The sequence below is a fragment of the Lyngbya sp. CCAP 1446/10 genome (assembly GCF_026130175.1).
GTDB lineage: Bacteria > Cyanobacteriota > Cyanobacteriia > Cyanobacteriales > Microcoleaceae > Microcoleus.
In genome coordinates this window covers 63,412-88,708 of record NZ_JAIGNI010000156.1, presented here as the reverse complement: position 1 = coordinate 88,708, position 25,297 = coordinate 63,412, and the positions used below count along the sequence as shown (strand labels likewise).

Annotated in this window: 27 protein-coding genes and 1 tRNA gene; 15 read left to right on the top strand and 13 right to left on the bottom strand. The window is 45.5% G+C overall.

Annotation, left to right across the window (positions count from 1 at the left end):
• Positions 1-9: 9 nt before the first annotated feature.
• Positions 10-411, bottom strand: coding sequence for a hypothetical protein (locus K4039_RS28940; RefSeq protein WP_265239965.1), 402 nt, complete (start codon positions 409-411; stop codon positions 10-12).
• 297 nt (positions 412-708) lie between these two features.
• Here K4039_RS28940 and K4039_RS28935 point away from each other — a divergent pair, with 297 nt between their 5' ends.
• Positions 709-1,512, top strand: a complete 804-nt coding sequence (locus K4039_RS28935; protein ID WP_265239964.1) for a DUF4058 family protein — start codon at positions 709-711, stop codon at positions 1,510-1,512.
• A gap of 38 nt (positions 1,513-1,550) precedes the next feature.
• Here the strand turns inward: K4039_RS28935 and K4039_RS28930 are convergent, their stop codons facing one another.
• From K4039_RS28930 to rlmD, 3 genes are all read right to left on the bottom strand, one after another.
• Complete coding sequence (locus K4039_RS28930) at positions 1,551-1,898, bottom strand: DUF5615 family PIN-like protein (protein ID WP_265239963.1); 348 nt, start codon at positions 1,896-1,898, stop codon at positions 1,551-1,553.
• Entirely contained in the window at positions 1,899-2,213 is a 315-nt protein-coding gene (locus K4039_RS28925) for a DUF433 domain-containing protein (RefSeq protein ID WP_265239962.1), read from the bottom strand. It abuts the gene before it with no gap.
• A 122-nt stretch (positions 2,214-2,335) separates the two neighbouring features.
• Positions 2,336-3,748: a 23S rRNA (uracil(1939)-C(5))-methyltransferase RlmD gene (gene rlmD / locus K4039_RS28920; protein WP_265239961.1), complete on the bottom strand. Its 1,413-nt coding sequence runs from the start codon at positions 3,746-3,748 to the stop codon at positions 2,336-2,338.
• Between the two features lie 445 nt (positions 3,749-4,193).
• On the opposite strand from rlmD, the gene K4039_RS28915 reads away from it, so the two are divergent.
• The gene (locus K4039_RS28915) at positions 4,194-4,679 is read left to right on the top strand and encodes an allophycocyanin subunit alpha-B (RefSeq protein ID WP_265239960.1); all 486 of its coding nucleotides are present in this window, start codon (positions 4,194-4,196) and stop codon (positions 4,677-4,679) included.
• Positions 4,680-4,951: 272 nt separating this feature from the next.
• On the opposite strand, the gene K4039_RS28910 is transcribed toward K4039_RS28915, so the two are convergent.
• Positions 4,952-5,353, bottom strand: coding sequence for a hypothetical protein (locus K4039_RS28910; protein WP_265239959.1), 402 nt, complete (start codon positions 5,351-5,353; stop codon positions 4,952-4,954).
• A 182-nt stretch (positions 5,354-5,535) separates the two neighbouring features.
• On the opposite strand from K4039_RS28910, the gene K4039_RS28905 reads away from it, so the two are divergent.
• A complete protein-coding gene (locus K4039_RS28905) occupies positions 5,536-5,937 on the top strand; it encodes a helix-turn-helix transcriptional regulator (protein ID WP_265239958.1) in 402 nt (133 codons plus the stop codon).
• A gap of 33 nt (positions 5,938-5,970) precedes the next feature.
• Here the strand turns inward: K4039_RS28905 and K4039_RS28900 are convergent, their stop codons facing one another.
• The 3 genes from K4039_RS28900 to K4039_RS28890 form a co-directional block, all read right to left on the bottom strand.
• Positions 5,971-6,783: a nucleotidyltransferase family protein gene (locus tag K4039_RS28900; protein ID WP_265239957.1), complete on the bottom strand. Its 813-nt coding sequence runs from the start codon at positions 6,781-6,783 to the stop codon at positions 5,971-5,973.
• Positions 6,784-6,870: 87 nt separating this feature from the next.
• The gene (gene mazG, locus K4039_RS28895) at positions 6,871-7,701 is read right to left on the bottom strand and encodes a nucleoside triphosphate pyrophosphohydrolase (protein ID WP_265239956.1); all 831 of its coding nucleotides are present in this window, start codon (positions 7,699-7,701) and stop codon (positions 6,871-6,873) included.
• 6 nt (positions 7,702-7,707) lie between these two features.
• Positions 7,708-8,298, bottom strand: coding sequence for a metal-binding protein (locus K4039_RS28890; protein WP_265239955.1), 591 nt, complete (start codon positions 8,296-8,298; stop codon positions 7,708-7,710).
• A gap of 71 nt (positions 8,299-8,369) precedes the next feature.
• On the opposite strand from K4039_RS28890, the gene K4039_RS28885 reads away from it, so the two are divergent.
• The 4 genes from K4039_RS28885 (at position 8,370) to K4039_RS28870 (ending at position 10,333) form a co-directional block, all read left to right on the top strand.
• Positions 8,370-8,441 (top strand) — tRNA-Val (locus K4039_RS28885).
• Positions 8,442-8,552: 111 nt separating this feature from the next.
• A complete protein-coding gene (locus K4039_RS28880; RefSeq protein ID WP_265239954.1) occupies positions 8,553-8,684 on the top strand; it encodes a hypothetical protein in 132 nt (43 codons plus the stop codon).
• Positions 8,685-8,707: 23 nt separating this feature from the next.
• Complete coding sequence (locus tag K4039_RS28875; protein WP_265239953.1) at positions 8,708-9,091, top strand: hypothetical protein; 384 nt, start codon at positions 8,708-8,710, stop codon at positions 9,089-9,091.
• A 189-nt stretch (positions 9,092-9,280) separates the two neighbouring features.
• On the top strand, positions 9,281-10,333 hold the full coding sequence (locus tag K4039_RS28870; protein ID WP_265239952.1) for a folate-binding protein YgfZ: 1,053 nt from the start codon (positions 9,281-9,283) through the stop codon (positions 10,331-10,333).
• A gap of 383 nt (positions 10,334-10,716) precedes the next feature.
• On the opposite strand, the gene K4039_RS28865 is transcribed toward K4039_RS28870, so the two are convergent.
• Positions 10,717-11,535 (bottom strand): FkbM family methyltransferase, encoded by an 819-nt coding sequence (locus K4039_RS28865; RefSeq protein ID WP_265239951.1) that lies wholly within the window; start codon positions 11,533-11,535, stop codon positions 10,717-10,719.
• A gap of 207 nt (positions 11,536-11,742) precedes the next feature.
• Positions 11,743-12,246, bottom strand: a complete 504-nt coding sequence (locus K4039_RS28860) for a hypothetical protein (RefSeq protein WP_265239950.1) — start codon at positions 12,244-12,246, stop codon at positions 11,743-11,745.
• Between the two features lie 312 nt (positions 12,247-12,558).
• On the opposite strand from K4039_RS28860, the gene K4039_RS28855 reads away from it, so the two are divergent.
• From K4039_RS28855 to K4039_RS28835, 5 genes are all read left to right on the top strand, one after another.
• Positions 12,559-12,801, top strand: coding sequence for a hypothetical protein (locus K4039_RS28855; RefSeq protein ID WP_265239949.1), 243 nt, complete (start codon positions 12,559-12,561; stop codon positions 12,799-12,801).
• A gap of 130 nt (positions 12,802-12,931) precedes the next feature.
• Entirely contained in the window at positions 12,932-14,014 is a 1,083-nt protein-coding gene (locus tag K4039_RS28850) for an ATP-dependent 6-phosphofructokinase (RefSeq protein WP_265239978.1), read from the top strand.
• A gap of 251 nt (positions 14,015-14,265) precedes the next feature.
• Positions 14,266-15,714 carry a YcjF family protein gene (locus K4039_RS28845; protein ID WP_265239948.1) on the top strand — a complete coding sequence of 483 codons (1,449 nt, stop codon included), beginning with the start codon at positions 14,266-14,268 and terminating at the stop codon, positions 15,712-15,714.
• A gap of 321 nt (positions 15,715-16,035) precedes the next feature.
• The gene (locus K4039_RS28840; protein ID WP_265239947.1) at positions 16,036-17,487 is read left to right on the top strand and encodes a GTP-binding protein; all 1,452 of its coding nucleotides are present in this window, start codon (positions 16,036-16,038) and stop codon (positions 17,485-17,487) included.
• Positions 17,484-18,131: a type I restriction endonuclease subunit R gene (locus tag K4039_RS28835; RefSeq protein WP_265239946.1), complete on the top strand. Its 648-nt coding sequence runs from the start codon at positions 17,484-17,486 to the stop codon at positions 18,129-18,131. The genes K4039_RS28840 and K4039_RS28835 overlap by 4 nt, the downstream gene beginning before the upstream one ends.
• Before the next feature lie 97 nt (positions 18,132-18,228).
• On the opposite strand, the gene K4039_RS28830 is transcribed toward K4039_RS28835, so the two are convergent.
• The gene (locus tag K4039_RS28830; RefSeq protein WP_265239945.1) at positions 18,229-18,918 is read right to left on the bottom strand and encodes a hypothetical protein; all 690 of its coding nucleotides are present in this window, start codon (positions 18,916-18,918) and stop codon (positions 18,229-18,231) included.
• A 142-nt stretch (positions 18,919-19,060) separates the two neighbouring features.
• Positions 19,061-19,924, bottom strand: a complete 864-nt coding sequence (locus K4039_RS28825; protein WP_265239944.1) for a TlyA family RNA methyltransferase — start codon at positions 19,922-19,924, stop codon at positions 19,061-19,063.
• A 295-nt stretch (positions 19,925-20,219) separates the two neighbouring features.
• Between K4039_RS28825 and K4039_RS28820 the strand changes: the two genes are divergently transcribed.
• Positions 20,220-20,429, top strand: a complete 210-nt coding sequence (locus tag K4039_RS28820) for a hypothetical protein (protein WP_265239943.1) — start codon at positions 20,220-20,222, stop codon at positions 20,427-20,429.
• 113 nt (positions 20,430-20,542) lie between these two features.
• Here the strand turns inward: K4039_RS28820 and apcB are convergent, their stop codons facing one another.
• On the bottom strand, positions 20,543-21,052 hold the full coding sequence (gene apcB / locus K4039_RS28815; protein WP_265239942.1) for an allophycocyanin subunit beta: 510 nt from the start codon (positions 21,050-21,052) through the stop codon (positions 20,543-20,545).
• A gap of 357 nt (positions 21,053-21,409) precedes the next feature.
• Here apcB and glnA point away from each other — a divergent pair, with 357 nt between their 5' ends.
• Positions 21,410-22,831, top strand: a complete 1,422-nt coding sequence (gene glnA, locus K4039_RS28810) for a type I glutamate--ammonia ligase (RefSeq protein WP_265239941.1) — start codon at positions 21,410-21,412, stop codon at positions 22,829-22,831.
• Between the two features lie 1,108 nt (positions 22,832-23,939).
• Positions 23,940-25,232, top strand: coding sequence for a glycosyltransferase family 1 protein (locus K4039_RS28805; RefSeq protein ID WP_265239940.1), 1,293 nt, complete (start codon positions 23,940-23,942; stop codon positions 25,230-25,232).
• Positions 25,233-25,297 lie beyond the last annotated feature (65 nt).

The window sequence follows — 25,297 nt, the reverse complement described above, 5'->3', positions numbered from 1 at the left end:
CGAGTTCAGTCAATTGTTCAGGGTAACATTCCCCCCGATGGAAGATCCCTGAAAGTTTCCATAGATTTTCTCTGCGTTCGTAATATTCTGACTTGTTTGTGGCTGAGACTTGACAGCATCGGCCAAAGCTTGAACTGCCACCGCGATTTCAGAGTCGGATTTAGCTGCTGACTCGACTTTTTCCACCAAAACGGCTTCTCCATAATCTTCTGGCTGCTGTTCAACTAATTTTGGATGTTGTGCTACCAATTCTATGGCACTTGCCGTATCAGGAGACTTACGCTTGAGCAGTTGCATCAACTTGCCAGCTTGCTCTAATACCTTTTCTCCCAAAGTTTCACCTGCCTTTTCAGTGGCTTTCGTTAAAACCAGAGTTGCAGTTGCGATCGCGCCAGTTGTGAGGGGGTCCATATCTTACCAATTGTAAATGGAGTTGAGTTAGCTATGTAGCTTTCTATTAAGTATCTTAGCTGCAACAGTAGAGAAGCGTCAATGATACAAATCCAGACAAGTCTTTAGTGTGAGCCACATATCCTTCCTGAAAAGAGCGATCACCATTCCACCCACCATCTAACTAAATTACGTACGCGCGCCGCGCAGCTATCCCCTAGGAAATCGCCCTTTTCTTCCCAAAAGGCGATCGCCCTTGTCGCAACATTAACCCAGTGCTAAAATGATTATAAAATCAACAAATCCCAATAAAGTCCTATGCCCTCACCCTTTCCCGGAATGAACCCCTACTTAGAACACCCCGATTTCTGGCAGGAAACTCACAATCGATTAATTATTGCGATCGCCGATTCGATCATGCCTCAAATTCGCCCCAAATATGAAATCGCCATTGAAAAACGCATCTATCAAATTAATGATATCAATGACAATAACGAGGACTCGCTGTTAGTCGGCATCCCCGATGTAGCAATCAAACGTCAACCCAATACCCCCGATATTCCTACCGGTTCAGTTGCCACTGCAACCCTCACAATTCCCACTACCGTCAAAGTGCCAGCCCCCGAAAAAATCAAACAGAGTTACCTAGAAGTACGAGAAATGGCAACTAAACAAGTTGTAACCGCAATTGAAATTCTTTCTCCAGTCAACAAACGCAGTGGAGATGGCAGAATTACTTACCTCAAAAAACGCCAAAATATTTTAGGTAGCCTAACCCATTTAGTTGAAATCGACTTGCTGCGAAAAGGCGAACCCATGCCCGTACTTAACAATTCCATTCAAAGCGATTATCGCGTTTTAGTCAGTCGCAGCAATCGCCGTCCTCTGGCAGAACTTTATGCTTTTAATCTGAGCGATTCTCTACCTGTATTTCTACTTCCCTTGCGTGAGGAAGATGTAGAACCCATTGTTAACTTACCAGAATTGTTCGCAGGTGTTTACGATCGCGCGGGCTACGATTATCGAATTGATTACGATCGAGATCCAATACCGTCTCTGTCAGAACAAAATCTGGTTTGGGCAAACCAACTGTTACAAGAAACTGGACTGCGAGATAATTAATTCTATTTAATCTTATTACTATTAATCGACGAGCGCCCCTAAAAAGGAATATACTCAACAGCATTCATCCATTCATCAGATTCCGAAGCTAAAGCAATGAGTTCCAAATCCTTAACAAATTGTCCGATCGTACCGCCTAACTGATGTCCAAATATCAAACCAGCAAACTGTTTTTGCTGACGCTGCCAATCGTGAGCCATTGCCCTAAAACCGATATTTTGAGTAAATAATACTCTCCCTAATTGAGTGGTACGTTCCAAAAGTTGGTCATCTGGCAATTCTATCGCACCATCTTCGATCGCACTCAAAACATCCACACCGCGACGGCGCAACTGTTCGGTAATTGCTTGCGGAATATGAACGTCCATGTACAGAGAAATTGCCACTTACAACAACCCCTTAGCTCGCATTCTCACGAAAAATGGTGAAGGCGAAAGCAAAGATTTTTCCTGTTGTACCTGCTCCCATTCCATCCGAATTTCTCGATCGATTTCTGCTTGAAAGTCGAAGTAATAAGCCATCGCTGCATGAGCCTCCGACTGCATCAAATAAGGATGCTGGCGGCATATTTCCTCCACAGACCAACCGTAAGCTAGATAATCCATCACAATCTGAGCAACCCGCACGCGCGGTATCCGCTGCAACCGTGCGGGTTGACCCGCTACTTTCTCGATATGAGGATAAATTAAAGCTGATGTCATTGCTTTTTGGATCTATCTCTACAGGAGCTTAGCATCAATATTATTATAACACTCAACCAAAATGAAAAGAGTTAAACAAGCCGATCGCCCTTTCATTCCCAAAAGGCGATCGCCCTTTTGACTCACCGCACCAAAAACGCGGCACACTCCACATGAGAAGTCTGAGGAAAGAAATCCGCCGGCTGCACCCGCGCTAACTTATAATCTCCATTTTCGCACAAAATCTTCAAGTCGCGAGCCAAAGTAGCAGGCTTGCAGCTAACATAAACAATCCGATTTGGCTTAATTTCCTTGATAGCTTCCAACACCGCGCGATCGCACCCTTTTCTCGGAGGATCTAGCAATACAATATCCGGTGTCAATCCCAAAGTAGGCAGCAAATCCTCTACAGTTCCCACCTGAAAATCGACATTTCTCAAATCATTTAATTCAGCATTTAATCGGGCCTGCTCGATCGCCACAGGTTGCACTTCTAAACCGATCGCAATTTTAGCTTGTTTTGCCAGCGGCAAAGTAAAAGTCCCAATGCCGCAGTAAGCATCAACCAAAACCTCATTTCCCTGCAAATTTAATTCCCCGACAATCACCTGCAACAGCCCTTCGGCGGCTTCAGTATTTACCTGGAAAAAAGTATCTGCTCTTAACTGAAAGTTCAAACCAGCAAATTTTTCTCGCAGATAAGACTGGCCAGCAATGCAGCGAGTTTCTGAACCAAAAATTACATTAGTTTGAGCTGAATTTACATTCAAACAAACACCTACAAGTTGAGGATACTGTTTCAGCCACTCAGCCGCTTGTTCTTCGATTCCCGGCAAGTCTCCAGTGCGAACTATTAAAGTTAGCAGCATCTCCCCCGTGCGCCGTCCGATTCGCAAGGACAAATGACGCAATTCTCCTGTATGTTTCTTTTCGTCGTAGACTGGCCAATCTCTCCAGTGTATGTCTTCTTTGATTTCTTTTAATAACGGATTGAGGCGCGGGTCTTGCACCGGACATTGATTGAGATTGACTAATTTGTGGGTGCTTTTTTGATAGTAACCTGCTTGGACTTGACCTGTGGCAGAAATTGCTACGGGATAAGTCGCTTTGTTGCGATATCCCAAAAATTGGGAAAATCCTTCGATTTTCCCCGTTAACATTTCATCGACTTGCAAATCGTTAAATCCGCCAATCCTTTCTAAGGCTTGAATGACTTGATTTTTCTTGGCTGCAAGCTGATATTCATAGTCTACGTGCTGCCACTGACAGCCGCCGCACTTGTCGGCGACAATACAGTTGGGTCGGATGCGGTGTTCTGATGCTTCGAGAAGTGTGTCCAGCTTACCTGTAGCATAGCCTGGTTTGACTTGCACGAGGCGGGCCAGGATGCGATCGCCCGGAACGGTATCGGACACAAACACTACAACCTGCTCAAAACGACCAACTCCGTCGCCGGTGTCTGCCAAGTCGGTAATCTCAAGCTCAATCAGTTGACCTTGCTGGCAAGGGTTTGCCACTTTCGTCGAGTTTCGGGTGGGGAATTTAGATTTGGTCACAAGTAGTCGTGGTAGGATTTAATATGGTAATGCAATATCGTTCTCTCTTTCGAGAGATAAGTAGATCGCACTTAAGCTCAAGCGCAGCCTGTCTTCCTGCGGCTGAACGTCTTGCTGCTACAGCCAAGCTTTAACCGGGGAGATTGTACTCGATCGAGCCTGTGCGATATGCTATTGGGGCCAAGCAGTCCAAACTCGTCAAACAGTCTCAATGTCTGCCGACATCCAAACTCTTGCATCGCAGTTTTTGAATTTTCCCCCCAGTACCTTGGGACACAAGGAAACTGGCTTAGTCACTAAGCATAACGCTTGCGGAGATTTACTATCTACTTCTAAGATTGATTAATGTTAGCAGCAAGGTAAGTCGCCCAAGCAGGAATCTCATCTTTAAGAGATGGGAATGTCAATTAATCTTTTCCTCAAATATCCTCAAATTTGAATAACAATGAGCGTAGTTAGCCAATTTATTCTCCAAGCCGATGACGAACTTCGTTATCCCAGTACCGGCGAACTCCAAAGCATCAATGATTTTTTTAAGACGGGAGAACAGCGGGTGCGTATTGCTACTGCGCTGTCTGACAGTGAGAAAAAAATTGTTGAAGAAGCTAGCAAAAAACTCTGGAAAAAACGCCCTGATTTTATCTCCCCTGGAGGCAATGCTTACGGCCAGCGCGAACGGGCTTTGTGTCTGCGCGACTACGGCTGGTATTTGCGTCTGATTACCTACGGTATCTTGGCCGGTGACAAAGAGCCGATCGAAAGCATCGGTTTGATTGGTGTTCGGGAAATGTACAATTCTCTGGGCGTTCCTGTTCCTGGCATGGTGGAAGCTATTCGCTGTTTGAAGGAAGCTTCTTTGGCTTTGCTCAATCAGGATGATGCTCAGGAAGCTGCTCCTTATTTTGATTATATCGCTCAAGCAATGTCTTAATTGAAGAGGCGATCGCTTTTGTGGATGTGGCGGAGCATTCGCGGGTGATTTTTGGGGTGATTTTATCTCGCCATTGCTCGCAAATGTTTCGCTTCTGTTGACAGTTGACAGTTGACAGTTGACAGTTGACAGTTGACAGTTGACAGTTGACAGTTGGCAGTTGGCAGTTGGCAGTTGACAGTTGATAGAATCTAAGGCAATGGTTTGAGCAATTAACAGCGTTCTCACCGTTGGGTGCGGTTGTTAGATTTAGGGAATCTGCCTGATTTCTGCTACGAAGCTATGCAGTTTGAGCTTTCCCAGATTTCGAGAATGTCCTGTCTTTCAATGCACATTTGAATCAAAAAGTCAAGCGTTTTTTGTAAGTATTGTTTTTTGAATTTCCTGGTGTCGCGCTGAATTGATGTTTTGAGCTGCGAGAGTTCTCTCAGGGTGGGGCAAGTTTGAATTTGGTGGGCGATCCTCTTCGAGGGCTTCGCTAACGCATTTTGCCATTCTTCCAGCCTGCGGTACGAGATAAATTGTCCGCCTCTGTGATGGTGCACAAACACTACGCCAGCCCAGCACTCCACTCGCTTAATTAAATTTTGGCTGATTTTGAGGAATTGGGCGATCAACCGGGCGGTGATACGGAGCTTTTTCGAGGGCTGGATACGGCGAAAAAGTGCTGTCATGGCTGAGTCACTCCTGAAATTGGGGCTTGAGTTAGTTTGTGTCTGATTTTCACCTTATAACATTCTACACGAATGCAGACAAATTGCAACTATGTTTGTGAATGTGTAATGCTCAAATCTTGTATGCTGCCTTTCGTAGAGCAAAAGTAAAGCTCGCTTAAGGGTTAAATTAGGTCTGTAAAATGCCGGGATTTCTTGACTTTAAGGCTGTAGTCGAGCAGGAAAGGCTGCGTCCTGTGCGATTTACTGATACGGGACGCGGTAGATTGGGAAAGCTTCTGAAAGCAGGTAGAGAGCTTCGAGGTTGGTCAATTATTGAAACAGAAATGGTGACAAAAGAATATGAGGCGGCTTTGTTTCGGACAGCGGGAGAACCCGTACCCAAAGATGTCGGTATCAGTAATGCAACTGTCAGCCGCTACGAACGGGGCAAATTAGAAAGCTTGGATTGGCGATCGCTCTCCCTGTTATGCTTTGTCCTGAAGCCGATCGATCCCATAACAAATCAACCCCTCGAACCCACAAACGCCCTTTACATCGCCTGCGAACATCCGCCGTACAACGACGCGAAGCTTTACGAGTAGATTACCTGGCATTAGTTGCGAGTACAACAAAGTTTACTCTTCGGCCTGACTTTCCAGCCACTCATTAAAAACCGTCACCGCAGCGCGCACCCTCACCAACAAGGGCTGCATATTCTGCGCCAACTCTAACACGCGATCGCCCTGCAAATCGACCTTATATCTGTGCACTACTAAATGACGAAATTTTCGGTAATCATCAAGTTCCAACAATATAGAACCCTGCCATAGCGGAGGACGGTTTTTGCCACCCGCTTCCGCGACTTGGCGCAACAACTCCTGATGCCAATTCTCGCCGCGGGGCATACCTCCATCCAAGACAACAGCCACTCGCTCGCTAATTCTTTCAAATCCTGCATACAAATCACTGACGTAACTAGCCAAACTAGGAGTTAGAACTATTTCTGGTAGAGTCTCAGCTTGTGCCAAAATTGTTTCCACAACCGCCCAAGTTTGGTCGATTCTAATCATCTCATCTTCAATGCGAGTTTTTAGAGCTAAATACATATTATTTGGCATGGGTTTTTCTTTGAGAATCCGACAGCGCAACTGAGGTGAAGCATCTTCCAACTGTACCAAATCTACTTTCAGCCAACCCGGACACAAAGATTCTAATTCGCCGTAAGCCTTCCACCATTGAGCGTTTGAGATACCTACGACGGCCAAATCTATATCCGAGGCCCAGTGCCAAGGACTATCACCAGCCAAGGAACCAAATAAAATTACCTCTTTTGCTGCGTAGTTTTTCTTGAGCAATTGGATACATTCTTTCGCTACAGATAGAGCAATTTTTTTCCTAATTTCCAGGGATTCAGGCTCAATTGTTTCACAAACTCTTTGGTAATTCATATTCAAATTTGACCTCTTGCATACATATTTGAATGGTACATAAACCGCAGATTATGGCTGATAAACACAGAGAAACGCAGATAATTTTTAGAGGGTTTTAGACTTTTGCTTCGCCAGCAAAGCCTTAGCTTGCTGCCACAAAGCCTCTAACTCTTCGGGCGGATAATCCGATAAAGGCCGATCGCACGCAGCCTCAACTTTAGCAAACCGCTGTACAAACCGATCGTTCGTTCCCTGCAAAGCAGCCGACGCATCTAAATCGTACCAGCGAGCTAATTGAATCAACACAAACATAATATCTCCCAATTCCGACTCCTGCGCCGCCTTGTCCTCGTGTTTGAGAGCGTGTTCAAATTCTGCTACTTCTTCGTCAAATTTATCCCAAACGCCGTCTACACTGTCCCAGTCAAAACTCACTTCCGCAGCTTTTTGAGAGATTTTTACCGCTGCGGTGATTGGGGGCAAAGTGCTAGCATAACGGCTCATTTTTGAGGCTAAAGTTGGCGGGTTTTCCGAATTTGTGCCTTTTTCTGCTGCTTTGATTTTTTCCCAGTTTTCGTTAACTTCATCCACGCTGTTGACTTCTACATCCCCGAAAACGTGGGGATGTCGCCGAATCAGTTTTTCGGTAATCCCCGCAGCGATTTCGGCGAAGCTAAATTGATGGGATTCGCTGGCAATTTGTGCTTGCAAAATTACTTGTAATAGTAAGTCGCCCAATTCTTCAACGATCGCACTTTTGTCTCCTTTGCGAATCGCATCGGCGGTTTCATAGGCTTCTTCGATGATGTGCGGAATCAGAGTTTGGGGAGTTTGGGCTAAATCCCAAGGACATCCGCCGTCGGGCGATCGCAATGAGGCCACAACTTCCATCAGGTTTTCCAGTGCTACGAGCGATCGACTGTGAGAATTTGACATCGGAATTCACCTATTAGATTTGTTAGACGTGCGGCGGGGAGCTTTGATTTTGCGCCTCTTAATTGTCTGAGGAGGGCGCAACCCGCTAAATCCTTTCTTTTTGAATCTTTTGTAAGCCGAGCCGCCCCAATCGCTCAGATAGTGGCTCATCGCGCCCAATTCAAGACCGATGTAAATGGCTATAAATTCGATATAGTGTTCGGAGATCGATCGACCCAAACCGAAAACCGCTTCTTGCCAATTTCCGGCTAAGTTGCCAATTTTTTCGGCGATCGTCAATCCCAACAGTCCCACAACCGCGATCCAGATCGCGAGGTACAAAATTCGCAAAGCAGTGCCGATCAGAGGCCCGTGGGACAAAAAAGAGCGGTGGCGCAGGCTTTTTTGGTAGGGAAGCCAAATAAATTTGAACCATCCCCAGCGCTGATACTGACAGGAGTAGATGTCTAAATCTGGGCCAAACATCAGTCCGCCAACTAAGAAGCTGCCGGAAACGAGCAACGTCAGGTTGCTGCTTTGAGTATGGCCAAAGGTGAGGCCTGCCACCAAGGGCAAACTCCATAGGGTTATTTGATCGTGCGTGCGGCCAGAGGGCATTAAAAGTTTATGATTTTTTTAGTTGATCTTTCTGGGATACTGTGATATGATAAATCCCTGTAAGCGCAATTGGGCGATTAGCTCAGTGGTAGAGCGCCTGCTTTACACGCAGGATGCCGTAGGTTCAAATCCTACATCGCCCATACCCAATTGAAAAGCTGTGTGCAAGAGCTTGAAGTTTTAACCCCTTGGCTATCTGCTATTTCTTCGGAACAGGCAAGATGCCTGTTCCACAAGCAGAAATTTAATGTCTTGTGGAACAGGTATCTTGCCTGTTCTTAAAAAACTTATTGGCAACGGTGCAAGATGTGCGATCGGCTAAATTTAACATTTTGCGGCGGATGTCTCACAAGTTGGCACCCGATGCAGGAAAATTAATTAATTGATTTTCCTTTTTAGAACCTTGTATATGAAGCCTAAGATAACTAGCCCGATCGCCTGGAAGCAAGCTGAACTTCTCATGCAGCCCGCCATGATCCGAGTGCTCGACAACATCCGCAAACAATTAGAGGAGTCTGTGTGGACGGGAACTTATCAAGAGGTGCAGGTTCCGATTCCCGGCTATCAACTAATTTTAGAGCATCAAGGCGAGCAAAGATCGATCGATATTTGGGAACTTTGCTATCGAGTCTGCTTTGTCAACTACCAGCCAGCCCACACTCAAATGCAAAGCCAAGAAGTCATAATTGACACTCTTTTAATTGACGAGGACACTGGCGATGTAGATTGGAATCGTCTTGAGCTCAAAGCTAGTCAATTAATCCAAGAAGTCTTTACTAATTTGAATCATTAGTCAGTTGTCAGTTGACAGTTGACAGTTGACAGTTATCAGAAACTGGCTTGTTTTTTCAGAAGAATACTTGGTTACAGCCTGGAGATTCTGTAAAAAACTCGGTTTCTTGAGATCTGAGTGCGATCGCCAACTCAAACTCAGCATAAATCATTCAATACACGATCGCTAAGATCTTAAATCTCAAATCCTATGCTAATTCAAGAATTGCACGACATTCAAGCCGCAGCCGGCGCTACTTTTACAGAGTTAGCAACCACAGAAACAGTCCCCGTTAGTTTTGGTAACGACAGCGCCGCCATCGCAGCAACGAAACAAGGTGCGGCTTTGTGCGATCGCACTCACTGGGGACGCATTCAAATCTCAGATAGCGATCGCCTGCGGTTCCTACACAATCAAAGTACCAATAACTTTAACATACTCAAACCCGGTCAAGGTTGCGACACCGTTTTCGTCACATCCACCGCCCGGACGATCGACCTCGCCACCGCCTATGCTACAGAAGATGCTGTAATATTGCTAGTTTCAGCCAACCGCCGCCACCAATTACTCGAATTGCTCGATCGCTATATTTTCCCAATGGATCGCGTAGAATTAACAGATCTAACCGATACAACAGTTGCTTTCAGTCTCCTCGGCCCGGAAAGCAGTAGCTTACTAGAAAAACTCGGAGTTACCGAACTTGAAAATCAACCCTACGCTACTCATAAATCGATCGACTTTGCAGGTATAGAAGTCAGAGTTGCGGTTGGTAGCGGTTTAGCCACTCCTGGATACACCTTAATTGCCGCAGCCAGCGATGCAGCCCGCCTGTGGACTGAGTTAGTCAAAGCTGGGGCCGTACCAATGGGCGATCGAATTTGGGAACAACTACGCATCGAACAAGGCCGCCCCGCCACAGATTTTGAACTCACCGACGATTACAACCCCCTAGAAGCGCGCCTGTTAAACACAATTACCTACGACAAAGGCTGCTACATCGGCCAAGAAACAATTGCCAGATTAAACACCTACCAAGGAGTCAAACAGCAACTTTGGGGCGTGCAATTGAGCGACGCCGTTGCACCCGGAACAGTCATCACCATCGGAGAAGAAAAAATAGGAAAACTCACCAGTTTTACCAAAACAGAATCCGGCTTTTTTGGTCTTGCTTACATCCGCACCAAAGCCGGAGGCGAAGGACTGAAAGTGCAGCTAGGAGAAATTGCCGGAGAAGTAGTAAACCTGCCTTTTTTAAATTTGTAACTATTTTTGTGGAACGGGCATCTTGCCAGTTCCAAAATTCAATCAAAAGAAATTTGTAACTATTTTTGTGGAACGGGCATCTTGCCAGTTCCAAAATTCAATCAAAATAAATTTGTAACTATTTTTTTGAAACGGGCATCTTGCCCGTTTCAAAATTCAATCAAAAGAACTTGTGTAAGAGATATTATAGATTCGTAGTGAGGACTTCAGTCCGCATAAATCATAGGACTGAAGTCCTTACTACAAACCCAAACTATTTTACATATAGCGGTTTTCAAGCGTGGTGAAGTATGCCCTATGCCCTATGCCCTATGCCCTATGCCCTATGCCCTATGCCCTATACCAGAAGCGTACCTGATCTTTCTGAGAAAGGCTATAACATATCAAATGATAACATAATCATCGCTCAAAACCGCTTTACTCACCTGCGGTTCCGGCTCTACGGGGTCGCTGTAATAAGCATCAATGTGTTTGATAAAACTTTCCCGATAAGTTTTCAAATGCGAGTTAAGTGCTTCGATATCCTGCTCTTTTTTCGCGTAACTGCTATCTCTTCTAAATTGACCAGATTCCTTAACAAAAGCCATATCAATTTGCCACAAAGCTGCATCAATCGGGCGATAGGCTAAATCAACAATATCGTAAGCTGCAAATCCTTGGGACTTCATAAAACTCATTACTTCATACATCTGACCAAACAAAGTAACTTCTACAATTACATATTCAGTCTGCTGCAAAATCTCAGTTGCTCCCGCTAAAACATCTAATTCCTTGCCGTCTACATCAACTTTAATTAAATACGGGCCCGGCAAATTTCTTTCCCTGCATATACCATCCAGTGTAATAGCTGGAATGTTTCTCAAATAAGGATTGCTGCTATCAGTAATCGGATTTTCCGAAATTGAAGAATGTAACATACCTGGACTGACACTGAGAGTGCAAACTCCCGATTCTTTGGCCGCCGCAGCAATAATGTATTCTCCACTTTTGAGCTTGCGGCAAATTTTGGCGAGGTAAGGTTCATTTTCGGCGATGGGTTCAATTAGCAAATGTCGCGCATTGGGGAAAGTTTCGTAAAGGTTAAATGTTCCCAATGCCGCGCCGACATCAATCACGGTTTTTGGCTCAAAACCTAATTTTTTCGCCAGCATTAAGCTGCCTGTCATGGTGTTTCTGAGAATTCCTGTTTGTTGTTCGCTCACAATTTTTATCCTGATTTTAATAAGATGGACTAACTTAATATTACGTCTAGTCGCAAAATTATTATATGTCATTGCGAGGAACGAAGCAATCGCAATCATCTGCGATTACTTCGTTCCTCGCAATGACGGATGAAGCAGCGATACAATAAATGAAATGTGTTAGAGATTGGGCGAACGGTAGGGTTTATTTCTCAACCTACCCTGCTATTATTTCGCCGACTTCTGCGCCTTTTTTTCCGATTCTACTGATTGCAAAGCTTCGTCAAGAATTGCCCGTGCTTCTTCAGCTTTTCCCCTAGCTTCTCGATAGCGGACATTAGCTTGAGCGAAATTTTTGAGAACCTTGAAACCGTCTTTGAGACGACCAATTTCCTCGGCAGTTACAGGCTCATCTGTAAACAAAATATCGATCGCCTCCCGGATTTTTAGGGCTTCTTCGCGGGATTCCATCACCTTCAATTTGAGACTTGCCAAATTGCTCAAAATCTGCACTGCTTCAGTAATTGCGTCCTCACCGTCAGACACAGAAGCATCTTCGATCACTTCAACAAACTGCTTGGGCCCAAATCCTTCTGCGAGCTCTGTAGGTAGCTTACCTTCATCCATCAGCAGCATCAGCCGATCCATCGCTTCTTCGCGGGCTTTCGCTGAATCTTTCCCTTTGACAGTTAAAATAATTTCGGGGCTTTGAGGAAGTGTATAACGAACCATATTTTGACCACAAGTATGCGAAAACAATTGAATGATATTTTATCTTGATTCGATCGCCTGTTGCAGCTATCCATCCGCCCCATTACCAGAAAGAATTGGTTTAAAGCCTGAACCCTTGTAGGGAGAGATTAAAATCAGACTATTGATTACTCCAATCCTCGGACTTCTTTTGTCAAGTGCTGTCAACCCAACGACTGGCTCCCCTCGGCTTCGCTCAAGCCAAGCTGTCAACTGTCAACTGTCAACTGTCAACTGAATGAACAACCGCTTGCCAAAACTCGACAAATATACACTCAAAAGGAACCCTCGACCATGAAAGATAAAATTCTTAACTTCCTCAACTTGATTCTAGTAGCGGATGTATTTTTCGTCTTTGCTATTTTTGCGTGGTTTGTGATCGCCGTAGCAGGGCGATCGACCGGGGTGAATCTCGGTTTCGATTTATGGTACAGTCTGTGGCAGCCCGTATTTAATCCCGCTCTCGGCATTCTCATGGGCGGTGCAATTCTCAGCGGCATCATTAACCAAGTTTCTAAACGCCTCAATCCCAAGTAAAATTTATGTTGTATTTGAGACTGTGATTTGGGACTTTTGAGCCACTAAATTAGGTCGAAAATCAGGATTGAACGAATCGGGATCTAAAAATATCAACTCATGTTCTGAGCAACAAAAGTCTGGCTTAATTATGGGAGAACAAAAACGTATCGGCATTCTCACCAGCGGGGGTGACTGTGCCGGCTTAAACGCAGTGATTCGAGCCGTTGTTTACCGCGCCACGGAAACTTACAATTGGCAAGTGATGGGTATTCGTCAAGCCACCAAAGGGTTGATGAGTCGTCCTCCCGAAGCAATTGCGTTGAATGTGGAAAAAGTAGACTCCTGGCTGACCATTGGCGGTACGATGCTAGGGACTACAAACGAGGGCAACCCTTTCGCCTTCCCGATGCCTGATGGGACTGTGCGCGATCGCTCTGATGACATTATCGAAGGCTATCATCAACTAGGTTTGGATGCCTTAATTGTCATAGGTGGCGATGGCAGTCTAGCCATTCTCAGGAAGATTGCCAAACAAGGCAATTTGAATTTAGTTGCTATTCCTAAAACTATTGATAATGATGTCGGAATTACCGAGCGATCGATCGGTTTTGATACTGCTGTCAATATTGCCACAGAAGCACTAGACCGCTTACATTTTACCGCAGCAAGTCACAGCCGCGTGATCATTGTTGAAGTCATGGGACGCGATGCCGGACATATTGCAATTAGTGCCGGAATAGCTGGGGGAGCTGATATAATTCTGATTCCCGAAATTCCTTACAAAATTTCCCAAATTTGTGCCAAAATCAAAGAACGCCAAGACCGTGGAAAAACCTACTGTTTAATTGTAGTAGCGGAGGCAGTTCGCACAGAAGCAGGCGAATTAGTAATGCACACAAATCGCTTAGGTCAAAGTCGATTAGGCGGAATCGGTCAGTATTTAGCTGATACAATTTCTGAATGTAGCGGTGCAGAAACCCGCGTCACCGTTTTGGGACACACTCAACGCGGGGGAACACCTTCTTCGCTAGAAAGATTAATTGCTTCTGCTTTTGGCGTCGCAGCAGTTGATTTAATTGCCGAAGAGAAATTTGACCGCATGGTATCTTGGCAGCAGCGAGAAGTTGTCAGCGTTCCATTGGAAGATGCGATCGCCAAATACAGACCCGTAGACTTCGATGGTACTCTGGTTAAAACGGCGCGCGGTTTGGGAATTTGTTTGGGAGATTAGACAATTACCCGTCCGATTTCTCAAAGATTAACAGTTTGTAGTAATGACTTCACTTTTTTCTTGCTTAACTCAACTGCAAGGACTGAAGTCCTTACTACAAAAATTTTGCACTTGTCCAAAAACTTTAGGGTGTAATCCGCACGGGTAGCCCGATCGCCAGTTTGGATGCCGCAGAGTTACCATAGAAGATAGTCCGGGATGCCAAGCCCGGTAAGGTTAAGCTTGGCGATAATACCCACAGGAAGGGAAAAATGACACTTAACTTGCGGCGACCGATTTTGATAGGCGGAATAGGACTTTCAGCAGCGCTGTGGCTGTTGGAAACTCTCCAGCATTCGGGTTCAGAAATGGGCGAAACGGCACTCATCGGCTTGGCGGCAGCCGGTGCAGGGTATTGGTGGTGGAAACAACAATCCCCCAAACTCGAACTCGCACTCCCGCAACCCCTGGCCAACCGGGAAGCAGCCGAAAAAGCGATCGCGACTGCCGAAGCAGCAATTAAACTGCTCGCCTTGGAAGCTCAAAACTCGGCAAATCCGGCTCATCTAACAGCAAAGCTCGATCGACTCAAAGCCGAATTAGACCGACAAGACTTGCGGATTACCGTCACAGGCGGCAAAGCAGTCGGTAAAACTGCCTTAATTCAAGTTCTAAACTCTAATTGGGCATCTCAACAGCCACAAAAGCAGATTTTCTCAGAAACAGCAGCGCTGTTTGCCAATACAACAAATATCGATACCAAAATCGGCGGTGATTTAGTGCTGTTTGTGACAGCGGGCGACATCACCGATTCCGAGTTTAAAACATTATCTCAACTAGCGTCCGCAGGTCAGCGCGTGCTGCTAGTCTGGAACAAACTAGACCAATATTTGCCAGCGCAGCAGTCGCAGGTTTTGAACTCTTTGCAGCAGAAAATGCAAGGAATATTGGGGACAGAAGATATAATTGCGATCGCAGCTTCTCCCAATTCGATTAAAGTTCGTCAGCACCAAGCGGACGGCACATTTAAAGAACGCATCGAAAATCAAGTCTCTCAACTTGAGTCGCTGACAGCAAGATTGACTCAAATTTTAGCTCAAGAAGGGCAACAGTTGGTCTGGGCGAGTGCCGTGCGCGAGGCTGCAAGTATCAAATTAGAGGCAAAAACCTTATTAAATGTCGTTCGGCGCGATCGGGCAATGCCCATCATCGAACAATATCAGTATATCGCCGCCGCCGCCGTTTTTGCTAACCCAGTTCCCGCCTTAGACTTGTTAGCAACAACCGCCATCAGCACCCAACTCGTAATCGACCTCGGCGCTATCTACCAGCAAAAGTTTTCCTTAGACCAAGCTAAAACAGTAGCGGGAACTTTAGCAACCCAAATGTTCAAACTGGGATTAGTAGAACTGTCTACCCAAACTATTACGGGACTGCTGAAAAGCAATGCCGTTACCTATGCAGCAGGAGGCGCGGTGCAGGGAATTAGTGCAGCATATTTTACCAGAATAGCTGGACTGAGTTTGATTGAATATTTCTCAACTCAAGAATTGGAAAATGCTAAAGGCATCTTCAATCTTACGGAACTGACGAAAACTTTGCAAGCAGTATTTATGCAAAATCAGCAAGTTTCCTTCTTGCAAGCTTTCATCAACCAAGTTGCAAGTCGTCTCTCGCCTCAGACATCTGGGCCCCAGGTTGTTAATTCGGCCGCCAATTAAATAGTCCTGGAGGCAAGGGCGGCCAGGAACCTTGTCTGTCTGACGATTAGGGCCAGATCCCCCCTAACCCCCCTTGCAAAAGGGGGGGACAAGAGCATTCTCAAAGTCCCCCTTCTTAAGGGGGATTTAGGGGGATCTGGCCTCGGCAGTAAACGAGATATACAAAGGGTTTGACGTGGTTGTTAACAGGCCTTGACAGTTCCGTGTCCCTACATAACTCCCAAATAAACAGCTAGAAATTTATCAAAAATTGTATTAAAATAAGAAATAGAATGTTATATTTCCACGCTCAATTACATTGCTTAAAAAAGCCGATCGCCAATGGCTGACAATTCCCTTCAAGAAAATCGCCTATCCCTAGCCCGCGCCAGTTTGCGCCAAGCCCTCGCGCGCTACTCCCACCTGCGCCAAGGCAAAAAAAACTCAAATAATACAGAATTAGAAGCCGCGCTGCAAACTCAGTTAGATATTTTAACTTCTACCTCGGAAAAACTCGATCATAATGTCATTCGCATTGCTACCTTTGGTCTTGTCAGTCGCGGCAAATCAGCCGTATTAAACGCACTTTTAGGTCAAAAAATCCTGCAAACAGGCCCTCTCAACGGCGTGACTCAGTGGCCGCGTTCCGTGCGCTGGACAATTCCCTCTATTCCCACCGCCGAAGGTACAGAAAAAATCCAAGTAGAATTAATTGATACTCCCGGAATTGATGAAGTTGGTGGCGAAGTGCGCGGCGAAATGGCCAAACAAGTAACTCGCCAATCTGACTTAATTCTGTTTGTTGTAGCGGGCGATATCACTCGCACTGAATATCAAGCTTTGTGCGAATTGCAAACCGCTCAAAAACCGCTGATTTTGGTTTTTAATAAAATTGATCTGTATCCAGAATTAGACAGAAAAGCTATTTACCAAAGTTTGCAATCACTGGGAAATTCCGAACAGTTAGCAGCAGATACGGTGACAGATGCCACAGATACGGAAATTTCGGGCGATCGCCCAAACAACACCTCCGATCAATCTACACCAAAATCCGCTCCTAAAATTGCTAAATCTTTAGAAATAGTCATGGTAGCCGCCGAACCCGCACCGGTACAAGTGCGCGTCGAATGGTCAGATGGAAGTGTCACCCACGAATGGGAGTCGCCTCCCGCCCAGATAGACCAACTCAAACACAAGATTTTGACAATTCTTAACAGAGAAGGGCGATCGCTCCTCGCACTCAATGCTTTAGTAGAAGCTAGGGATGCCGAAGCAAATATTGCCCATCAAGTTCTCAAATTGCGGCAAACAGAAGCCGACGATTTAATCTGGCAATTTGCAAAATATAAAGCCTTAGCGGTAGGCTTAAATCCCGTTGCTTTCCTCGATGTAATGGGAGCAACAGTCGCAGATTTAGCCTTAATTCGCTCTTTATCCAGACTTTACGGTTTACCCATGACTGGTTACGAAGCCGGGAAACTTTGGCAAACTATTTTCTCCAGCGCAGGCGGCGTACTTTTGGGAGAATTAGGTAGCAGTTTCCTCTTGGGATTTGGTAAAAGTGCAGCGGCTGTCGCCCCGCAAATCGGCTTTTCTACTTTCGCCGGAGTTGCTGTCACTCAAGCTAGTTTAGCAGCTTACGGAACCTATGCTGTCGGTCGCGCCGCCCAAGTTTATTTAGAAAAAGGCTGCACCTGGGGCCCGATGGGACAAGATACCGTCATTCAAGAAATTCTAGCTACCATCGAGCGTAATACAATTATCGATCGCTTGCAGCAAGAGTTTAAAATATGACACAAACAACAGCCATTACTGAAATTATTGCAACTTTAGCAGATGTTGAATCTCGATTCAGGATTACGCGCACTGAATCCGAGGGATTTTTTCCCGAATGGTATGCAGATTTGCCCGAAATTACAGAAGCTGATAAAAGTGCTCTCAATTTAATTCGGCGGCGATATCTCTATCATCTCAATGATGGAAATCTGACAGAAGGAACTGTCACCCTAATCATGGGTTCGCCTCTATTGGAACGAGCAGGTTTTTACGATTCACCTTTTAAAATGACTGCTGAAAAATCTGTAAGAATTGTTTTAGAGGAGGAGGATGAGGAAGTAGAAACTCTCAAGGGACGGATTGATGTTTTAGTGATGCAAAATCAGTTCTGGGTGACACTCTTAGAGTCGAAACGCACCACCATTTCAGTAATGTCTGCACTTCCCCAAACACTAGCATACATGACCGCCAATCCCCGTAAGGATAGACCTAGTTTTGCTGCGATGACAAATGGCAGTGAAATTGTATTCGTCAAGCTAGACTTTCAGAATCCACCTCAATATGACTTATCAAGAATATTTTCACCGCTTCCTTTAATGAATGAACTTTATACGGTTCTTCAAGTCTTAAAAAAAATTGGTCAACTGATTACTGAGTCCTAAAAATTGCAGAAGACTCGGCGGTTGAAACCGCCGAGTCTTCTCTTCAGTCCGCGGAGGCAGACTTCGTTTGTATAGTCGCGGTTTCAACCGCCGAGTCTTATCTTCCCGCGATTCTCACGCCTTCCCTAAAATGAACAATCGTCGCAATTACCGCGATAGAAAAATAAAATAGTCTAATCAGCCAAAAACAAACCCGCATTGACCAAGAAACAATCGTCGGAGCCACACCCGTTAACTGCACAAATCTGGAATTAACTTTTTTTTCAAAGCTGTCGAGGTCTTTCATCTCAGATTGTTTGGTCGGAATCACCGGAAACTGACCAGTGTATACGTAATAACCGAGAAAACCCTGCAATCCTACCTTTCTCTGCAAAAATGAGTTAGTTAATGTTGCAGTATCCGCAGGCAATAAGTTATCCGATTCCCCTACTTTTTCCAGCCAAGCATTATATCTAATAGCTGGCGTACTCATAAAAACCAAGGGAACTATAACTATCAACAAAGCCGCACTAATTTGCCGTCCATATTGAGGAATCAAAAGTTTTGTAGCCACGCCAAATCCCATGCCGATAAAAGCAAATATTAAGATATTTAACAGTTCAATAATTTCGATGCCCCTCAACAAATCACCGATAATTAGAATTGTATATAATAATTTGTCTGCCAGCAGCAGAGCTGCGAATTTGATCAGAATTGAAACGCCTACAATAGTAGCTGCAATCGCTAAATACCCGATGCCACCTAGGATGTACAGGAAAATCGAACCGGCTTGTTTTAATGGCTGCATGGAATTATTCACTAAGTGAAAGTTTAGGAGTCTGATTGACAAAACAATTTGAAATTTTAGATAAATCTGGAGTTCTAAATTTGAATTGTAAAATTGATTAGCTCGATCGGTTGCAGTCAATCTCAAATCTCAAATCTCAAATTTACAATCGATTGACAAGTTCCCGCGCGGCCGCTTTGGCGACTTCTGATATCCGTTCCTTCACAACACCTTCTTCGTTAGCGCAGCCCTCGAAGAGGATCGCACTTTCGTCTGGTTCCGGTTCGCGATCGATCCCCAACCATAAAAGATACTCGATATTACCAGCCGGGCCAAGTAAAGGCGACCACGTTAAGCCTTTTTCCTGCCATCCTAAAGCTGTAGCTGCCTTCCACACTTGAAAAATCGCATCGGCTTGAGTTGCTGAGTCTCTGACTACGCCTTTTTTCCCGACGCGATCGCGCCCAACCTCAAATTGCGGCTTTACCAACAATACCGCTTCTCGCGGCGGTGCCAACAATTCCCACAGCGCCGGTAAAACCTTATCGAGGGAAATAAACGACACATCCACTACCGCCAAATCTGCTCGCCCAGACTCCCCATAAAGTTCTGTAGCCGTCATGTACCGCAAATTGGTGCGTTCTTTCAAAATTACCCTCGGATCGTTACGCAAGCGCCAATCTGCTTGACCGTAGCCCACATCTACGCCGTAGACTAGAGTCGCGCCGGCTTGTAGCAGACAGTCGGTAAAACCGCCTGTGGAAATGCCGCCGTCGAGACAAATTCTGCCCGCGACGGGAATCGCAAAAACTTCTAAAGCTTTGGCTAATTTGTCGCCACCTCTGGAAACGTAGCGCGATCGCTCTTTAATCTGAATATTTGCTGCAATATCAACCTCAGTCCCTGGTTTGTCAATTACCTGCTGGTTGATGGAGACTTTCCCAGTCCGAATCAAGGCCTGAGCTTGTTGTCGGGAAGTGCACAAATCTAGGTCTACCAATAAAGTGTCTATTCGTTGTTTAGCCAAGGTTTTTAATCTGTACGGATCGGGTTTAGGACAGTATCAGATTAGCACTTACGCACAAGCCCGACTGCTGATTTTTGGCTACCATCTGGTTTTCCCAGTAGAAGCTGGCCTTCTTCGCCCACCGCCATTTTTTCCGGGTTTTCCAGATCTGGTGGGCGATCGCCCTCACCTCACATTATGTGACTGAGAACGCTCTCCGTGTTGAGTTCAATCACAGACAAACATTCGTAGAATCACACAAAAACTTTGGCGAATAGCGGATTATGTAGCTACAGGTCAAACGGTTACAAATAAAATGCGATCGATCATAAAAAACTTTAACTTTCCAATCAGAAATCCGGGCTTTTGTCAAGAAAATCCCCTGGCCTTCGTCAGCGGTAACATCATCCACATCCTTTACGCAAACGGCGAAGTAGAAGCCACAACCGCCGAACAAGTCGATCGCGGCCAAACTAAAAATCCCCTTGATAAATGCCTCGTCTGGGGATGTATCGGCGATTTTTAACCCATAAAAAAGATCGCTTGGAGGCACGGATGCCCAAAAAAGCGATCGATCCAACGGCTCCTAACTGCAAGCCACAAATACAATTTGCTGCTAAAAGAACCAGCTTGCTTGACTTAAATATCTTGTTCGCTCAATTCGCGAATCATGTAATCAAAAGGCTGTTCCAGAAAAGGCCCCACAGACAAGCCGGCAGCTTCCACCTGAGCCTTAACCATCTCCTTCATAATGCCGATCCCCATCACCGTCGGGCCAATGGGAACGCTCAGAGAATTGTAAGTTTCCCGCAAACCTTGCAGCACGCGCTCGTCCAGCACATCGGTACTTCCAGCCACCAGGGCGTAAGTAGCGTAGCGCAAGTAGTAGTCCATATCCCGCAAACAAGCCGCGTAGCGACGAGTCGTGTAGGCATTTCCACCGGGACGGATCAGTTCGGGCTGTTCAGCAAATAGCTGAATACCAGCTTGCTTGACAATTTCCGCAGCATTGCTGTTAATCGCAGCCGCCGCCTGTACCCGTGCTGTGCCCGTTGCAAAATAAGATTTCAACCGATCGATACCATCTCGGTCTAAATACCTACCAGCAACATCATAATTTTCAATCAGGCTCGTCACTGCATCGCGCATAAGTTTCTCTCCCAAAAATCTTTATCAATACTTTTCTATCTGAGATAGACCGCCTATTGTAGACTACTACAAATCGGCCTTTGATTAAGATTTGAGATAGGATTTGCACAGAGGGTAGTCCCTCCCCAGCAACTGACCGCAAAGTTCAGCCTTTTGCCTTAGATCAACAGCCGAAACATAGACCAGGCAAGAATCACGAACTGCCCGCCCGCACTGGGCGCACTTTGAATATTTTGTATCTTTTGCTACAAAAACGTGGTTACTGAAAGCCTACGATCGCCCAAACAGTCTAAAATCTGCCGTTAGCGAAGCCCTCGAAGAGGATCGCCAAGACACAACTAACATCAGGAGTAAGTCATGTTCCAGACACCCCAAGAAGCCCTAAACTACATAAAAGAAAATAAAATCCTGATCGTTGACCTAAAATTCATCGATATGCCGGGGATCTGGCAACACCTTTCCCTGTACCACGACCAAATCGACGAAACCGCCTTCACAGACGGCGTACCCTTCGACGGTTCCAGCATTCGCGGCTGGAAAGCCATCAACGAATCAGACATGACAATGGTCATCGATCCTACCACCGCGTGGATTGACCCCTTCATGGCAGAACCCACCATCAGCTTCATTTGCAGCATCAAAGAACCCCGCACCGGCGAACCATACGGTCGCTGTCCCCGCACGATCGCCCAAAAAGCCATAGACTACTTAAATACCACCGGCATCGGCGATACAGCATTCTTTGGCCCGGAAGCAGAATTTTTCATTTTTGACGACGTTCGCTTCGACCAAACCCAAAATTCCGGGTACTATTACGTAGACTCGATCGAAGGTCGCTGGAATTCCGGCAAAGAAGAAGCAGGCGGCAACCTCGGTTACAAACCACGTTACAAAGAAGGTTATTTCCCAGTAGCACCAACCGATACCTCTCAAGACATGAGAACGGAAATGCTGCTGACAATGGCAAAATGCGGCGTACCAATCGAAAAGCACCACCACGAAGTCGCCACCGGCGGTCAATGCGAACTCGGTTTCCGCTTTGCAACATTAGTCCAAGCCGCTGACTACTTAATGACATACAAATACGTCATCAAAAACGTCGGCAAAAAATACGGCAAAACCATCACCTTCATGCCCAAACCGCTGTTTAACGACAACGGTTCCGGGATGCACGTTCACCAGTCGATTTGGCAAGACGGCAAACCGTTATTTGCAGGCGATCAATATGCAGGTTTCAGTCAAATGGGACTGCATTACATCGGCGGCATTCTCAAGCACGCGCCGGCACTTTTGGCACTCACCAACCCGACGACTAATTCCTACAAGCGTTTAGTTCCGGGCTTTGAAGCTCCTGTAAACTTAGCTTATTCTCAAGGAAATCGATCGGCATCAGTGCGGATTCCGTTGTCTGGTACCAACCCCAAAGCCAAGCGGTTAGAATTCCGCTGTCCCGATGCCACATCCAACCCCTATTTAGCCTTTGCAGCTATGCTGTGCGCCGGCCTAGATGGCATCAAGAATCAAATCGATCCGGGCGAACCTTTGGACGTGGATATCTACGACCTTTCCCCTGAAGAATTGAGCAAAATTCCTTCAACTCCCGCTTCCTTGGAAGCCGCTTTAGAAGCTTTAGAACAAGACCACGCTTTCTTAACAGAAACAGGCGTCTTTACCGAAGACTTCATCCAAACCTGGATTTCCTACAAACTCGACAACGAAGTCAACCCGATGCGGTTACGTCCTCATCCCTACGAGTTTGCTCTCTACTACGATTGTTAGGAAATTAAGCATTAAAAATGGCATAATTCCCATTTATAATTCTTAATTAAAAAGAACGCCGCCCTGAAAAGCGGCGTTTTTTTGGAGTTTATATCAATTATGAAAAATTGCCACATAGAAATTATAGGCGATAATTTGTAGGGAAACGGCACGGTGGAATGTCCGGCGGGTAATCATACAAATGACAGATAATTTATATAGAATTAATAATTCTAGCAAGACTTTTCAGCAAGACTTTTCAAAGTGGTATCTTTGAGTCGCGGGTTGGCAGCGATATTTGGTGGGGGAATTGCATATATTGAGGAACCCTCCCTAAGACGGATGATTGAAATTGGTGCTCTGCGCATGACTTTAACCTCGCACCCAGAGCACCAATATCGTCATCTTGGTTTCTTGCCACTGAATCGAGTAAAATCCTAGGTTTCTCGTGGCTTTTACCAGATTTCTCCGGTATGATTGACAATGGTATAAGATGTCGGTTTAAGGCGAATACATAAACTATCAATTCTTAATCTATCGGAAGTCATAAATCTAGGCAGAGAACTTGTATATTAAGATACAAAATTGGCCAACCTGCGATCGGATAAGTTTAAAAAAGGCGACTTTTCTGAAATCACAGGGCAACAAAAACTCGTGAAACGAAGCTGTCCCGGAATCCCAAATTTTATCTGTTTTACCAAATAAATCCATAAAACTCGCTAGTTTTTAACCCGTACCTGCCAATTAAGAGTCATTTCACAAGAGCGATCGGTATTTTAACCGCTTTTGAACCAAGAGTGCAAGCTAGGCGCGCCCTGAGATCGAAGTCATCCTTCAGATAGAAGTAATAGCAGTAAAATTGAGTTAGATTTAGCAGCAATAGCAAGTTTAACAAAATTAACTTATCTCCAAGTTTCACTCCTGAAAAAAGCAGATAAGCGTGTTTTTACGCAGCTAAGCAGTTGCCTTGTTTGGTCTAATAAATGCGCCGCTTGTTCGCCAATAAAAATTCTCTGATTAATGCTTGCGACTTTCAGTAAGACACTGCCAAGCAAGATATCTTATTGACAATTTTTCATTACTAAATTTTCCTGGAAAAAATTTCATCAACCAATTATCGAGGCTAATTATGTCCCCGCCAGAAAGCTCAATAAACAATAATTATAGCAATAAAGGTCGAGCATGGGAGATCCGATTTACCTGGATAGATCCAGCAAAATCTCCCTCTCAATTCGCTCCCTCGCCAGCCAACTTATCAAAAGCTGCTGCTTTAGATGCACCGGATTTAGTTTGTTTGTCTCATTTGCGGTGGAATTTCGTCTATCAGCGTCCGCAACATCTCTTAGGCCGCTGTGCCAAAAATCGCCGCGTATTCTTTATAGAAGAACCTGTTTTCAACGCGGCAACTGATTGGTGGCTTGATGTCAGCATTCACGAAACCGGAGTCTGGGTAATAGTACCGCACCTGAGCGAAGGAATCAGCGAACAAACAGTGCAAACTGCTCAGCAAGCCATGCTCGATGATTTGTTTCAATCAGCAGAAATTAGCCAGTACATTCTCTGGTATTACACACCAATGGCTGTCAGTTTTACCAACCACTTAAAACCGCTAGCTGTAGTCTACGACTGCATGGATGAACTGTCAGCATTCCAAGGCGCACACCCGGATTTAAAAGCAAATGAAACCCAACTATTAAAGCGCGCCAACGTCGTATTTACAGGCGGACACAGCCTCTACGAAGCAAAGCAGCACCAGCACCCAAACATTCATGCTTTCCCTAGCAGCATCGAAAAAGAACACTTTGCCGCAGCTAGGAATATTTCAAAAGCACCTGCGGATCAAAAAGACATTCCTCACCCGCGTTTGGGATTTTTTGGCGTCATAGACGAACGCATGGATATCGAACTGCTGGGCGGCATTGCGGAAGCGAGACCGGACTGGCATTTAGTCATCATTGGCCCGGTGGTGAAAATCGACCAGGCAACTCTACCAACTCACCCAAATATCCACTATCTCGGCGGCAAATCTTATCAAGAACTGCCAGCGTATCTTGGCGGGTGGGATATAGCAATGCTGCCTTTTGCGATTAACGAATCGACTAAATTTATTAGTCCGACGAAAACTCCCGAATACCTCGCTGCCGGCAAACCGGTGATTTCTACTCCGATCCGCGACGTGGTGCGGCCCTACGGAGAAAACGGCTTGGTTCGGATTGCGAGCAATGTTGAAGAATTCGTTGCTGCTGCTGAAGCAATCCTGGGCGAAAGTTCGGAAGTTCGCGCCAAGTGGCTGGGCGAAGTGGATGCCTTTTTAGCAGACAATTCTTGGGACAATACCTGGGGTGAAATGCTGGAATTGATCGAAAGTGCGATCGAAGGCAGAAAGGCAAAAGCAGATGACAGGCTAAAAGTTTTAAGTTAGAAATATCGAGGTTTAACACTCAACCATACTAGCTTACCAATTACCAATTACCGATTACAAATTAC